Origin of the sequence: Streptomyces sp. CA-278952 (assembly GCF_028747205.1) — a bacterium.
Lineage (GTDB): Bacteria > Actinomycetota > Actinomycetes > Streptomycetales > Streptomycetaceae > Streptomyces.
In genome coordinates this window covers 7018105-7031723 of record NZ_CP112880.1, presented here as the reverse complement: position 1 = coordinate 7031723, position 13619 = coordinate 7018105, and the positions used below count along the sequence as shown (strand labels likewise).

Sequence of the window (13619 nt, the reverse complement as noted above, 5' to 3'; positions counted from 1 at the left end):
CACCCTCACCCTCCGGCGGGCAGACCGGTCGTCCGTGGGGCGTTGGCCAGATGGGCCCCCACGCGCTTGACCATCAGTGTCATCTCGTACGCGACCTGGCCCACGTCGGAGTCGGCGTCCGCCAGGACGGCGAGACAGCTCCCGTCGCCGGCGGCCGTCACGAAGAGGAAGGCCTCGTCCAGTTCGACGACGGTCTGGCGGACCCGGCCCGCGTCGAAGTGGTGGCCCACTCCCTTGGCGAGGCTGTGGAACCCGGAGGCGACGGCGGCGAGATGCTCGCTGTCCTCACGGGTCAGGTCGCCCGACGCCCCGGTGGCGAGTCCGTCGCTGGAGAGCACCAGCGCCTTGTGGATGCTCGCGACGCGCTGGACGAGTTCGTCGAGCAGCCAGTTCAGTTCGCCCGAGCCCTGGCGGGCGGGGTTGTGTGCTGCGGCGTTCGGTGCGGTCATCGACCGTCCCCTCCCGGAGTGGTTCCTGGTGCTGTGCCACCGGGGCCGCCGGTGTCTTCGGTGTTCGCGATGGATGCGGTGTGCTCGGTGTTCGCGGTGGGATCGGTGGGATCGGTGTTCGCCGTGGATTCGGCGGCGTTCTGCCGACGGCCGCGCTGCCAGCCCCGCTGGAGGGAGGCCATGCGGTCGCGTACCTCGTCCGCGTCGCGCTCGCCGTCGTCGAACGTGTCCACGGGCGCCCGCTGCGGAGTCCGGTCCGCGGATTCCTCGCGGAGCTGGCGGGCGAGGCTGGCCTGCCGGACCCGCCGGGGCAGTCCGCCCACGGTGTCGGGCGCGGGTGGTCCGGCCGGCGCCGGATTCCTGTCGTGCCGTGCCCCGGGGGCCGGGGACGGCTCCGTGACGCGCGGTGCTTCCGTGGCGCGGGATGCCTCTGTCGCACGGGACGGCTCCTTGGCACGGAACGACACCTGGGCACGGGGCGTCTCTTTCGCACGGGACGGCTCCGTCGCGTGGGACGTCTCTTCCGCCCGGTGCGTCTCTGTCCCACGGTGCGTCTCTGTCCCACGGTGTACAGCTGCTCGTACGGTCCAGGGCGCGTCGGTGGTCCGGGACCTGCCGGCCGCCTCGGGCTCGCGGTCGGCGGTGTGCGGGACCGGGCCGGTGGTCTTCGCGGGGGTCTCGCCCGGGTCGTCGCCCTGATCGTCGACCCGGCGGCCCCGGTCGGTGACCAGCGTCGGCGGGGTACGGCGCGGCAGCGGGACGGGCCCCGCGGGGCGCATCGGGCGCACCTGCGCCGAGGGCTCGTCGCCGTGGTCGCGGGCCTGCTGGTGCTGGTCCCGGTCGGTGGCCCGGCGCATGGAGCCGGGCTCTTCGCGGTGGGGCTCGCGGTCGCCCTCGCGGCGCAGGTCACGGGCGCGGAAGATGCCGCCTCGCTCGCTCTCGGTGTCCTCCAGGTCGGACACGCCGTCCAGGACCGGGCCGAGGGCCGGGTCCAGTGCGGGATCCGGCGATCGGTCCAGCGGGTCGCCGGTGAGGTCCAGCGGGCCGACCGGCGGCTCCAGCTCGACCGGCCCGTCCAGGACGCCCGGTGCGGTGAGCCCGGTGGGCACGGGAGACAGGGCCGGGGACCTGCCGTTGACGCGGCGCTCCGCGCCCGGGGCCGCGCTCCGCGCGCCCGGGGCCGCGTCGGAGCTCCGGCCGCTGCCGATCGCCCGCTCGGCCCGGCGGTCGAGGCGGAACCCGGTGCCGTGGGTGTCGGGGGCGTCGGTGAGCAGCGCCGCGGGGATGAACACGACCGCGGTGGTGCCTCCGTACGGCGACTTCTGCAGGGAGACGCGGACGTTCTGCCGCTGGGCGAGCCGGCTGACGACGAACAGGCCCAGCCGGTCGGTGTCGGAGAGTTCGAAGTCGGGGGTCTCGGCGAGCCTCAGGTTGGCGTCGAGGAGGATCTCGGGCGCCATGCCGAGGCCCCGGTCGTGGATTTCGAGCGTGAAGCCGTTGGAGACGCGTTCACCGTGCACCTGGACCGCGGTGTGCGGGGGTGAGAAGACGGTGGCGTTCTCCAGGAGTTCGGCGATCAGGTGGGTGAGGTCGGCCACGGCGGGGCCGCCCACGCCGATCCGGGCGAGGCGCCGGACCTCGATGCGTTCGTAGTCCTCGACCTCGGCGACGGCCGCCCGCACGACGTCCATCAGCTGGATGGGCTTGCGCCACTGGCGGGAGGGGGCGGCGCCGGAGAGGATCACGAGGCCCTCGGCGTGGCGGCGCATGCGGGTGGTGAGGTGGTCGAGGCGGAACAGGTCGGCCAGCTCGTCGCCGTTCTCGGTACGGCGCTCCATCGCGTCCAGGAGCGTGAGCTGGCGGTGCAGGAGGACCTGGTTGCGGCGGGCGAGGTTGACGAAGACCTCGGAGACGCCGCGCCGCATGTCCGCCTGTTTGACGGCGGCCTCGACGGCGGCCCGCTGAAGGGTGTTGAGCGCCTGTCCGACCTGGCCGATCTCGTCGGGTTCGTAACTGAGGTGCGGGGCCTCGGTCTCGACGTCCACCTGCTCGCCCGAGGCCAGCCTGCGCATGACGCTGGGCAGCCGGACACCGGAGACCTCGTGGGCGTCCTTGCGCAGGCGGGAGAGGTCGCGGACGAGTTCACGGCCGATACGTACGGAGACGAAGACCGAGACGATCAGGGCCAGGAAGCCGAGGACTCCGGCGATCCCGGCCTGGGCGAGGACCCGGTAGGCGGCCGGTTCGGCGCGGTCCTGGAAACGGTTGCCCATCTCCTTGGCGTCGCCCGCCAGCCGGTCGAGGACGGTGACGGCCGATTTCTCCCAGCGGTCGGCGTCGACGGCGCCGGGACGTTCCGTCGGACCTGCGTCGATCAGGGCGTCCTCGGCGGTGCGCAGCGGTTCGGTGTCGGGGCTGCCCCAGAACTGCTCGACGCGGCGGCGCTCGGCTGCGGGCAGGTTGTCCAGGCTGACCTCGTAGAGCAGCTCGCGCTGGGCCACGAGGCCGGATATCTGGCGCAGTTCGGAGGTGGTGAAGCGGCCCGCGATGAGGCCCGAGGCGATCAGCGCGTCCTCGCGGGAGAGCATCTCCCGGGCCCGGGAGACTCCGACCAAGGCCCGCATCTGCTGGTCCATCGACACGTTCTCCAGAGTGTGGAGTCCGTTGAGGAAGCGGTACGACGGGTCGACCAGGCCGTTGTAGAAGTCCAGCGCCCTGGCACGGCTGATGGTGCGCTTCTCGACCGATTCGCGCAGGGCGTCCAGTCCGTCGACGGCGCTGAGGATCGCGTCCAGGCGGCTCGCGTCGGAGGCGGTCAGCGCCTCCTGGACGTCCTGCTCCCGGGCGTTCTCCCTGACCTCGCCCACAATGCGGTCGGTGGCGGCACGCTGGCCCATGAGGACGGGGAGCGCGTCGGAGGCCCGGGGATCGGCGAGGAAGACCAGTGTCTGCCGTCGCTCGTCCTGGACGGCTCGGACGGCGTCCTCCAGCGGGTGGCCGACCTTCTCCACGATGGATCCGGCGCTCATCAGCTCGTCGGCCTGACGGCCGGTGATGTAGGTCGCGAAGACCCAGAGGCCTGTGAGGGAGACGAGCGGCACCAGCAGCAACGCCACGATCTTCCTGCGGATCGACTTCCCGCGAAAGCGCATGGCCTCCCCCAGATCGGCCCCGCACCGCGGGGGTGTTCTTCTCCCGGTCGTCCCTCGGCCCTGCCCCGCCGCGCACCGTGCGTACACCGGCGCGCATCGGGCGGACGCGGGCGAGGTCCGTCCTGCGTCAATAAACGGCGCGAGCCTACTACCGACACAGAGACAACTCGAAGACACGTCCGGATGATTTTCAGCCGTCCACCCTGGACTTGATCATGAGTTGTCCCGGTATTCCCGGAGATGAAATTCGCGAAAGCGACAGAGGATACCGACCGGACCTGTCGGTACCGGCACGTATCAGTTGGCTGGAATTCTTCGCTCCGTGCCCTTCTGTGCCCTGCGGGCGTTTTCCAGGGGAATCTTCGGGACGGGTGGTTCGTCCATATGTACGGGGTAGACGCACGGTGGGGTCGTGCGCGGCAGGGCGGACGTGTTCCGCCCGCGTAGAACCGGCGCAAGCCGGGCAGCCACCCTGAAGTCGGACAGTGGTGGGGAGTTGAAGGTCCTTGAGCACGCAGGAACGCGGGAGCGCCGGAGCACCGGCGGCCGCGGACAGGGAAGCCGCGGACGGGGCACGGGTGCCGCGGCAGTTGTGGGTGGAGGAGCCGGCGTCGAAGCGGCGGATGCCCGACGCGGTGCGGACGGCCGCCGTGCGCGCCGTGCTCATCATGTCGCTGACGATCATCCAGGCGATGGTCGCCTTTCTGAGCACCTTGACCGGCTCCTGGCTGGCCTTCCCGATGGTCCTCAGCAGTGTGGCCAGCACGGTGGTCGCCACCTGGGCGGTGCTCGATGTCTGGGTGACGCGGCAGGTGTGGATCCAGCGCAACGGCGTGGTGTCGGCGCCGAGCAGTTCGGCCCGGCAGATACGTCGTGAGCGGCGGCGGTCCCGCCGGGCCGAGCGGGCGGCCGAGCGGGACGGCACAGGCGGTGGCATAGACGGCCGCCGGAAGACCGGAGACCTCTCCCGGGCGTGATGCGCGGGGGTGGTCCGTAGGCGTGGTCCGCGGGCCTGATCCGCGGGCGTGGCCCGCAGGCAGATCCGCAGGCGTGGCCCGCAGGCAGGTCCGCAGGCCTGATCCGCGAGCGTGATCCGCGGGCCTTATCGCGGAGCGTCATCGCCGGCGGGACAGTCCAATCCCCTCAGGAGCCGGGCCGTGGTGGCGGGGTCTCGGCGGCCGTCTGCTCGTTCTTCCTGAACATGCGGGTCGCCGTGATCTCGCCGTGGACCGTCTCTCCGTCCGGGTCCTGCTGCGGCAGACCGGGACGCAGATGCTCCTCCACGCTGATGTACTTGAGCCCCGCCCTCAGGTCCGCGTCGTTGCGCAGCCGGATGACGAGGGGGAACTCGGCGAGCGCGGTCGTGTCGAACAGGCCGGTCGTGTAGAGCAGTTGCACGCCCAGCGCGTCCGACACCGCCCGCTGGAGCTCCAGCAGGTACGTGGCGTTGGCGCGGCCGATCGGATTGTCGAGGAACAGGGTGCCCGCGTGACGGTGGCGGTCGCGGCCCCGGTCGTTGCTGCGCAGCGCCGCCATCGTGCAGTAGAGGGCGATGGCGGCGGTGAGCAACTGCCCGCCGGAGAAGACGTCGCCCATCTGCCCGACGGGGACGCGCTCGGCGCGCAGCACGGCGTCCGGCTTGAGGATCTCCACCGCGATGCCCTTGGGCCGCAGCGCCGCCTCGACGCCCCTCAGCAGCAGGGACATACCGTCCCGGCGCAGGTCGGAATTCTTCTTGAGGGCGGCGTGGGTGGCCTCGTCGACAACCTCGCCGAGGCGTTCGGTGAGGGTGGCCTGGTCGGGTTCCTCGAAGCGGATCCGGAGGAATTCCTGCCCCGACCACTCCCCCAGACCTTCGGGGAGCTGGGAGAGCCGCTGGGCGGAGCGCAGGGTGGTGAGCGCGGAGTCGACCAGACCGCGCAGCCGGTCGACGATCGAGTCGCGGTTGCGTTCCAGCTGGATCAGTTCGTCGGTGAGGACGCGGAGCCGGGGGGCGAAGGCGTCGGCCCACCTCTGGGCGTGCTCGGGCAGTGCGGAGGCGGGCAGCTCGCGGATCTGCTGGCGGGCCGGGGTGCGGACCTGTTCGTACCGGGTGGAGTTGGCGTGCCGGACGAGGACGTCGCTCGCTTCCCGGACCGCGCTCTCGGCCGCCGAGAGGTCGGTGTTGCAGCCGCGCAGGGAGCGGCGGGACTCTGCGGCGGACTGCCGGGCCTCCTCCAGCGTGCCGGGGTAGGGGTCGGGGTGCTCGGACCCGTCCTCCGTGCCGTGGTCGCGCAGGAGGTCCCGCAGCAGGGCCGCCGTCTCGTCGAAGCCGCCTACGGAGTCCTCGGCGGTGCGGTGGGCGTGCAGCAGCTCGCTGTGGGCGGCGCGGGCGGTGTCCAGGGTGGCGGTGGCTTCGGCCAGTTCGCCGTTGGCGGTACGCAGGAGGGCCTGGGCCCCTTCGGCGTCGGCCGGGACCAGGTCGTCCGGCAGCTCGGTGTGGTGGGGGCGTTCGTCGCCGGGGGCGAGCCGTTCGGCCTCGCCGCGCAGCCGTCCCAGGTGCTCGCTGGCGGTGGAGGCGCGGGTCTCCAGGAGCTGGACGTGTGCTTCCGCGCGGGCGGTGGCGGCCTGGCGGGACGGCCCGTCGGCCCCGTCGGTCCCTTCCAGGAACTGGGCGGCGCGGGTGCGGACCTTGTTGGTGAGGCGGTCCAGCTCGGCCAGGGCGGCGCTCTCGTCGCTCTCGGCGCGGGCCTGTTCGGCGCGCAGGTCGGCGCCGACGCCGACCTTCTCGTACAGCTGGGAAGCGGCCCGGTAGGCCTCACGCAGGGTGGGCAGGGCGGTGCGGGCCTTCGACGCGTCCTCCTCGGGGAGGACTTCGGGGACGCCGGCGATCTCGGCGCGCTCGGCCCGGAGGGCGCGGGCGGTGCGGCGGGCGTCGTCCCCGGCGCGCTGGGCGGCCCTGCGGTCCTCGTCGGCGGCGCGGGCGAGGTCGAGGCAGACGGCGGCACGGGCCTCGGACTCGGCGGCCTCGTCGACCAGTTCGCGCAGCCGGACCTGCCAGCCGGCCCGCTCCCGCAGCCGGTGGGCGAGTCCGGCGAGGGCGTCGGCGGCGCGGCGGGCCCGCTGAGCGGCTTCCTGGCGCTCGTCGCGGACCCGGGCGGTGTCGGCGGCGGCCTCGTCGGCCTCGGCGCGGGCGGTGCGGGCCTCGGCGAGGACGGCTTCGGCGCTCTCGGCCGCCGTACGGGCGCCGGCGGCGGCCTCGGCCAGTTCGGTGAGCATGCCCGGCGGGCAGTCGGCGCGCCAGGAGCCGATGCGGGCGGCGAGGGCGCGGTCCCCGGAGAGGCGGGCGGCGAGCGTCCTGATGTCCTCGTCACGGGCGGCGGCGCGGCTGCGCAGCGCGTGGCGTTCCTCGTCGGCGGCGTGTTCGTCGTGCATGGCCGGGTTCGGCGGGACGAGGAAGACGCCGTCGTGCTGCGCGTCGGAGCCGGTGCCGGGGGCCGGGACGGGGGCGAGGAGGGCGGCGGCGGTGCCGACGGCCACGGCGGAGCGGGGCAGCAGGGCCGCGCCGCCGAGGACCTCGCGGGCGCGGGTGTGGGCGTCGGGGTCGGTGATGACGACGCCGTCGACGAGCTCCGGGCGTGCGGCGAGGACGGCGGCGTGGTCGGCCGGGTCGACGGCCTGCGCGAGATAGCGCCAGCCGGGCAGGGCGGGGATGCCGTGCTCGCCCAGGTATTCGACGGTGGCCAGGACGTCGGGTCCTGGCGGCAGCAGCCCGCCCTCGCCGAGCGCGCCGAGGATGCGGGCGTCGTCGGCGGCGGCGGTGCGCAGGTCGAAGAGGCGGCGTTCGGCGGCGGCGACGGACTGGTCGAGGAGGTCGCGCAGCTCGTCGGCGCTGCGGTCGAACTCCTCGGCGGTCAGCGGCTGCTGAGTGGCGGCGGGCTGGTCGGCGAGGGCCACCGCGCGATCGGCGGCCGGTTCGGCGGAGGCGGCCGTGCCGTCGTCCGCCCCCGGGCCGGGGCGGGCGCCGGATCCCCGGTCCGGTCCGGACGGCTCGTCGACGGCTTCCTTGCGGGGGTGCGGGACGCCGGTGCCGGACGGAAGGCCCAGCAGGTCGCCCAGGCGGGGGTCGGCGGCGATGGATTCGGCGGCGCGGAGCTCGTCCTCGTAACTCTGCTCGGCCGCCCTGGCTCCGTCGGCGGCGCGGGCGGCGGTCAGATCGGCGCGGCTCTCGGCGACGGCCGCCTCGCGGGCGTTGTCGGCGGCGGCGCGCGCGGCGTCGCGGGCGGCGTCCCAGGCGGCGACGGCGGACTGTTCGGCGTCGCTGGCGGCGAGGGCCGCGCGGGCGGGGTCGGCGTCGGGCGCGGTGTCGTCGAGCCAGCCCGCCCTGACGGCTTCGGCGGTCTCCTGGCCCACTTCGGCGAGGCGCTGGCGCAGGTGTCCGGCCTCGCTGCGGGCGCGCTGGGCCTCGGTGGCGGCGACGGTGGCGTCGCGGTGGGCGCGTTCGCCGGTGGCCTGGAGGGTGTCGGAGCGCTCCTCCTCGTCGTTGGCGACGCGCTCACCCTCCTCGGCGGCCCGGTGCAGGGCGCGGACGAGGTCGGTGGCGGCGGCGGAGCGGGCGGCGAGGGCGGGGGCGGCGTCGCGCTCGGCTTCGCGGATGGCGACGGCGACCCTGGCGGAGCGGTCGGCGGCCGCCCGGTGGCGCAGGACGGCTTCGGCTGCCTGCCAGGCGGCGTGCAGGGTGCGGGCCTCGACCAGCTCCTTGCGGCCGGCGGCGGCGCTCTTCTCGGCGGCGGTCAGGGCCAGCGAGGCGTGCCGGTAGGCGAGTTCGGCGGCGATCAGGGAACGGCTGCCCCGGGTGGACTCGGCCTCGGTGACGGTGTGGGCGGCGGCGGTGACCCGTTCGGCCAGCTCGGCGGTGCGGCCGCGCTCCTCGGCGGCGCGGGCGGTCAGCCGGCGGGCCAGGGTGCGGGAGCGGCGTTCGGCGCCGGCGTGGATGTCGCGGGCGCGGGCGCGGGTGTCGGTGGCCTCGACGATCCGGTTGAGGAGGTCGACGGAGCCCGCGGTGAAGTCGCGTTCGGCGGTCAGCTCGGCGCGGCGGCCCAGCTTGTTGCCGAAGCCGCTGACCAGGTCGGCGAGTCCGTCGGTGTCGCGGGTGTCGGTGACGGCGCGGAGCAGGAGGTCGGTGAAGTCGGAGTCCTTCTTCACCGCGAAGAGTCCGGCGGCCTCGCCCTCGTCGGAGTTCATCTCGCGCTGGTAGCGGAAGAGTTCGGGGTCGAGACCGAGGTCGCCGAGGTGTTCGTTCCAGCGGTCGTGGATCTCTTCCCAGTGCACGTCGAGGTGGGCATAGAACTTGCCCGCGTCCATCAGCGCGTCGCGGAAGCCCTTCATGGTGCGCCGCCTGCCGCGTGCGCCGGAGACGCCTTCGGCGGGGCGGCCCACGGCGGAGGACTCGGCGACGGGCAGGCTGTCCAGGGTGAGCCCGGGGCCGGGCCGGAACGAATACCAGGCCTCGGCGAACTTGCGGGGGTCGCCCGAGACCTGACGGCCGCGCCACTCGCTGACCTTGCCGACGACGACGCACTCACCGGTGAGGGTGTGCTGCCACTCCAGGGCGACGTGCCCGCAGTCGTCGGCGAGGAGGAACTTGCGCAGCACGCCGGAGCTGGCACCGCCGAGCGTGTTGCGGTGGCCGGGGAGCATCACCGAGAAGATCAGCTTGAGCAGGACGGACTTGCCGCCGCCGTTCTCCAGGAAGAGGACGCCCGCGGGGGCGGGGCGGCGGGGCGGGCCGACCGGCTCGTCCTCGAAGAACTCCGCCTGGGCGGGGGCGGGGCTGGGAACGGGTGCGCCGACGCCGCGCAGGTCGAGGACGGTGTCGGCGTAGCGCGCACCGGCAGGCCCGATGGAGTAGAGGCGGACCCGGGACAACTCGTACATGGCGGCGGACTCTCGTCGTTCGGTGAGCAGGGGCGGAGCGGCAGGTGCGGGACGTGCGAGCCGGTAGGGAACGGCCGGTCAGGTCAGAAGGGAAGGTCAGGAGTGGAAGGGAAGGCCCGCGTCGGCGGCCAGCTCCATGCTGTCGGGGTCGGGCGGTGGCAGCAGGGTGGCGGAGCCGTCGGTGACGGGAACGACGCCGAGCTCCAGCAGTTCGGCCATGGCGGCGCTGCCCGCCAGGTCGCGGACCTGGAGCTGGTAGCGGGCGGTGGTGCGGTAGGCGCCGCCCGCGTCGTCGCCGGTCCGTTGGAGGAAGCCGGAGTCGGTGAGGAAGGCGACGGCCTTGCCGATGATGCCGGTGGTGGATCCGGCGAGCCGACGGGCGTCCTTCGTCGCGCCGGTGGAGCTGCGGCGGGCGTAGATTCGCCAGCCGGCTTCGAGTCCGGGGGCGTCACTGGCCGGGTCGGTGTTGTCGCCCTGTTCCTCGGCGCGCTCCTCCAGCCGTCGGCAGGCCTGGCGTACGAAGGCGTCGACGCCGTTGACCGTGATGCGGCCGATGTACGCGTCGTCGGCGAGGTCCTCGGGGCGGGGGAAGGCCAGGGCGGCGACGGCGAGGTGGGCGAGGCCGTGCAGGAAGCGGTCGGCGGAGTCGGACGATGCGCGGCGGGCGTAGTCGCCCATGCGGACGGCGAAGACGGAGTCCTCGCCCGCGGTCACGGCCATCCCGGCGCGTGGGGAGACCTCCAGGACGATGAGGCCGAGGCCGGTGGCGACGGCGTCGGCGAGCCGGGCGAAGGCGCTCTCCTCGCGGTAGCGCCGCAGCAGGTCGGCGTATTCGGCGTCGCGGGCGGGCAGCAGCTTGGGCTGGAGCCCGAAGGAGACCAGGCGGGCTGCGTCGGCGGCGTCGGCCGGGGTGACGGGCGTCTGCCCGGCGGGCTCGGCGGCCCCCTGGTGCGCGGAGTCGCCCGCGTGCGGGAAGGCGGGCCCGGCGTGCGCGGAGGGCTCGGTCCACGCGTCGGTGTGCTCGGCGTCGTGGTCGCTCACGGCTGGGACTCCTCGGTACGGAAAACGTGCGGGTGCGGCAGGAGGGCGGGCCCGGTCACGGCGGAGAGGGCGGGGCTGTTCACGACGGACGCGGCGGGGCCGGTCACTACGGACGCGGCGGGGCGGTGCGCGGCGGACGCCGCGGGGCCGGTCATGAGGCCTCCTTGCGGTCGGCGGCCATGCCGACGGCGTCCAGCAGGGCGGTACCCACGATCAGGTCGGCGCCGCCGAACTCCGGGTCGTCCAGCTGCGCCCCGTCGTCCACGGCGAACAGCAGGCGACGTTCGCCCTGACGGTAGGCGGTGCCGACCGGCGGGCTGGCGGCGTGGACGGCGAGCAGGGCGACCAGGTACGGCAGGTCGGTGTCTCCGGTGCCGCGGGCTTCGGCGAGCAGTCCGGAGAGCCGGCGCGGGGCGTCGTGCTCCAGGTCGAGCAGGGTCATGGCGCGGGCGAGCTGCTCCTCGCTGAACCGGCTGTCGTCAGGCGTGGCGATGAGGTCGGGCTCGGGCATCTCCGCGCCCAGGTGCTCGCGCTCCAGCGGCGGGGTGAGCAGCAGGTCGACCAGGTCCGCGACCCGTACGGAGGTGGGGGTGCGCAGTCCGGTGCCGTGGGCGAAGAACGCGTCGGTGGCGCGGGTGGACTGTTCGACGGGGAGGGGGAGGAGCGGGGCGAGGAGCTGCCCGTACAGGTCGAGGCCCGTGTGGGCGGCGGGTGGGGCGAACGCCTGCCGGTCCTGCTCCGCGCGGAAGAGGGGGCCCGCCTCCAGGAGCCGGGACTGGAGCTGGGTGTGGCGGCGGATGCAGTCCTTGACGATGTCGACCAGCTCCGCGGCCCGGCGCTTGTGCTCGGGCTCCTCGGCCTCGTCGCGTGCCTTGCGGATGTTGGTGAGGATCGCGTTCTCGTGGCGGTAGCGGTCGGCCACGTGGTCCAGGGCCTCGGCGATCATGTCCGGGACGGTGTGGAGCCAGTCGACGGCGCGGACGTTGCGCCGGGTGGCCTCCAGGGTCCGGCGCAGGGTCTCGGCGTACTGCACGGTGCGGTAGCGGGCCTGTTCGGCGGCGAGCTGGGCGTCGGCGAGGCGGCCCCGGCTGATGAGGACCTCCAGCTTGACCTCGGCGGCGATCTGGGCGCTGGTGACATCCGTGTCCAACGCGCCGACCAGGACGTTGACCGCTTCGTCGGTGGCGCGGAGGTAGACCGTGCCGCCGTAGCCCGGGACCTCTTCGATGAGCTTGAAGTCGTAGTCCCGGCGGATGTAGACCCCGTCGGGGCCGAAGGTGCCGTAGACCGCGCGGAAGCCGCGGTCGACGCTGCCGACGTTGATCAGGTTCTCCAGGACCCAGCGGGCGACCCGTTCGTGCTCGGCGACGGGGCGGTCGGGGGCCTGGGCGCCGACCCGGGGCAGCAGTCTGGCCACTATCTGGTCGTGGTCGGCTCCGGTGTCGAAGTCCATGTTGAGCGTGACGTGGTCGATCGCGGCGAGAGCGACCTCCGCCATGGCGTACACCGTGTACTCGCCGGCCAGATTCGCCTTGCGGACGTCGAGGTCGTGCAGCGGCGCCGTGCACGCGAGCGCGCGCAGCCGCCGCGACAGCCCCTCGTCGGCGGCGGGGCCCGGGGCAGGCCGCGGCCCCGCGCTGAGCTGCGGCGAGGCGGTGTCCGGGTAGGCAGGCGAAGTCACGTGGGACAGATTAGGTCCTCGCACCGACAACGGTCGAAACGGCGTTTATGCGACCGGCCCCGCGTGAGCGTCCGGTGCGAGCGGCCGAGTCCGCGCGGGTCCGTAGCCGCCGCCCGGTGTGCGCACCACGAGCACGTCTCCGGCGTCCAGTTCGACGGTGTCGCAGCCCTCCAGCGGGACCAGCAGACCGTCGGCGTGGGCGGGGTGGCGGCAGCCGTGCATCAGGACGACGGCGGCGCTGCGCAGACCGTCGGCGTGGGCAGCGCGCAACTGTTCGCGTACGGGGGCGATTTCCAGGGGCGTACGGTGCGGCCGTGGGCGTGGAGACGTTCGGGGACCTCGATCACGCGCTCGTGGACGGCCTCGGGCAGGACGATGTGCCGGTCGAAGAGGCGGGGCCGGTTCTGGTAGGCGATTCGCAGTGCGTCCCGGAAGCCCTCGGTGGTCAGCGGCACGGTCGGCTCGCCCCGCCGTTCCAGCAGGGCGTTGGTGGCGACGGTGGTGCCCATCCGGGCGGCGGCGACCCGGTCGACGGGCACCGGTTCGCCGGGGTCCAGGCCGAGGAGCAGCCGGATTCCGGCGACGGCCGCGTCGTCGTAGCGGTCGGGGTCGTGGGAGAGGAGCTTGCGGGTGATCAGGCGGCCGTGGGGGCGGCGGCCGACCACATCGGTGAAGGTGCCGCCCCGGTCGATCCGGAACTCCCAGCGTCCGGTCATGGCGCCCTTCTGTGCCCGCGCCCGCGGGCTCGCAGGGGCGGAGCGTCCGCAGGGACCTCGCGGGGACGGAGCACCCGCAGGGGGTTCAGTCCTGGAAGAGCGCTGCCAGCCGGGGCAGATGGCGGCGGTTCGCGGTGGCGTCCTCGGCGTCCCAGCTCTCGCCCGCCGGGTCCGCCGGGCGTATGCGGTCGCGCAGCGCCGCTTCGACTGCGGCGTCGAGGGAGGCACTCTCGCCCCGGAGACGGTGGTAGGCCTCGGCGATCGGGGCGTTCAGGGACTCGTATCCGATCCAGCCGCGCTCTCCCCGGCTCATCCGGATCACCACCGGCAGTCCGGCCAGCGTGTCCGGATCGGCCACCGCTCGGGTGAAGGTCTCCCGGCCGAGCAGGGCGAGCCCGTCGCGGAAGTCCATGAAGCCGTCGTCGCCGCAGCCTCCCTCGATGAGGTAGGCCGCGTTCCACAGGGGCCACCGGTAGGCGGACCGGGTCACGTCCACGGCGGTGACGGCGAAGGCCGTGATCCGCGCCGGCTCCAGGGAGGCGAGTACGTCGGTCAGGGCTCCGGGCAAGGGGTCGTCGGGCGGGTCCCGGTCGTCCGCCCGGTCCCCGGCCGCGTCGCGAGCCCGCTCGACGAGCCCCCACCACTCGTTGACGTCCATGGGGAG

9 protein-coding genes and 1 pseudogene are annotated in these 13619 nt (G+C 74.1%); 1 reads left to right on the top strand and 9 read right to left on the bottom strand.

Features of this window, described 5'->3' with window-relative positions; all coding sequences use genetic code 11:
• Positions 1 to 5: 5 nt before the first annotated feature.
• Positions 6 to 449, bottom strand: a complete 444-nt coding sequence (locus N7925_RS31235) for a roadblock/LC7 domain-containing protein (RefSeq protein ID WP_265602814.1) — start codon at positions 447 to 449, stop codon at positions 6 to 8.
• Positions 446 to 3601 (bottom strand): sensor histidine kinase, encoded by a 3156-nt coding sequence (locus N7925_RS31230; RefSeq protein WP_274345832.1) that lies wholly within the window; start codon positions 3599 to 3601, stop codon positions 446 to 448. The genes N7925_RS31235 and N7925_RS31230 overlap by 4 nt, the downstream gene beginning before the upstream one ends.
• A 623-nt stretch (positions 3602 to 4224) precedes the next feature.
• Between N7925_RS31230 and N7925_RS31225 the strand changes: the two genes are divergently transcribed.
• Positions 4225 to 4578, top strand: coding sequence for a hypothetical protein (locus N7925_RS31225; protein WP_322784847.1), 354 nt, complete (start codon positions 4225 to 4227; stop codon positions 4576 to 4578).
• Positions 4579 to 4744: 166 nt separating this feature from the next.
• Here the strand turns inward: N7925_RS31225 and N7925_RS31220 are convergent, their stop codons facing one another.
• From N7925_RS31220 to N7925_RS31190, 7 genes and pseudogenes are all read right to left on the bottom strand, one after another.
• Positions 4745 to 9517, bottom strand: coding sequence for a hypothetical protein (locus tag N7925_RS31220; protein ID WP_274345831.1), 4773 nt, complete (start codon positions 9515 to 9517; stop codon positions 4745 to 4747).
• Positions 9518 to 9613: 96 nt separating this feature from the next.
• Entirely contained in the window at positions 9614 to 10558 is a 945-nt protein-coding gene (locus tag N7925_RS31215) for a hypothetical protein (protein ID WP_274345830.1), read from the bottom strand.
• Positions 10555 to 10713 carry a hypothetical protein gene (locus tag N7925_RS31210; protein ID WP_274345829.1) on the bottom strand — a complete coding sequence of 53 codons (159 nt, stop codon included), beginning with the start codon at positions 10711 to 10713 and terminating at the stop codon, positions 10555 to 10557. The genes N7925_RS31215 and N7925_RS31210 overlap by 4 nt, the downstream gene beginning before the upstream one ends.
• Positions 10710 to 12239 (bottom strand): hypothetical protein, encoded by a 1530-nt coding sequence (locus N7925_RS31205; RefSeq protein ID WP_265602808.1) that lies wholly within the window; start codon positions 12237 to 12239, stop codon positions 10710 to 10712. Before N7925_RS31205 ends, N7925_RS31210 begins: the two co-directional genes overlap by 4 nt.
• 45 nt (positions 12240 to 12284) lie before the next feature.
• Positions 12285 to 12461 carry a hypothetical protein gene (locus N7925_RS31200; protein ID WP_274346612.1) on the bottom strand — a complete coding sequence of 59 codons (177 nt, stop codon included), beginning with the start codon at positions 12459 to 12461 and terminating at the stop codon, positions 12285 to 12287.
• A pseudogene (locus N7925_RS31195) lies at positions 12435 to 12955 on the bottom strand (hydantoinase/oxoprolinase N-terminal domain-containing protein); the annotation flags it as partial. The pseudogene N7925_RS31195 and the gene N7925_RS31200, both read right to left, overlap by 27 nt.
• Positions 12956 to 13040: 85 nt before the next feature.
• The gene (locus N7925_RS31190; protein ID WP_274345828.1) at positions 13041 to 13613 is read right to left on the bottom strand and encodes a DUF4240 domain-containing protein; all 573 of its coding nucleotides are present in this window, start codon (positions 13611 to 13613) and stop codon (positions 13041 to 13043) included.
• Between the last annotated feature and the right edge of the window lie 6 nt (positions 13614 to 13619).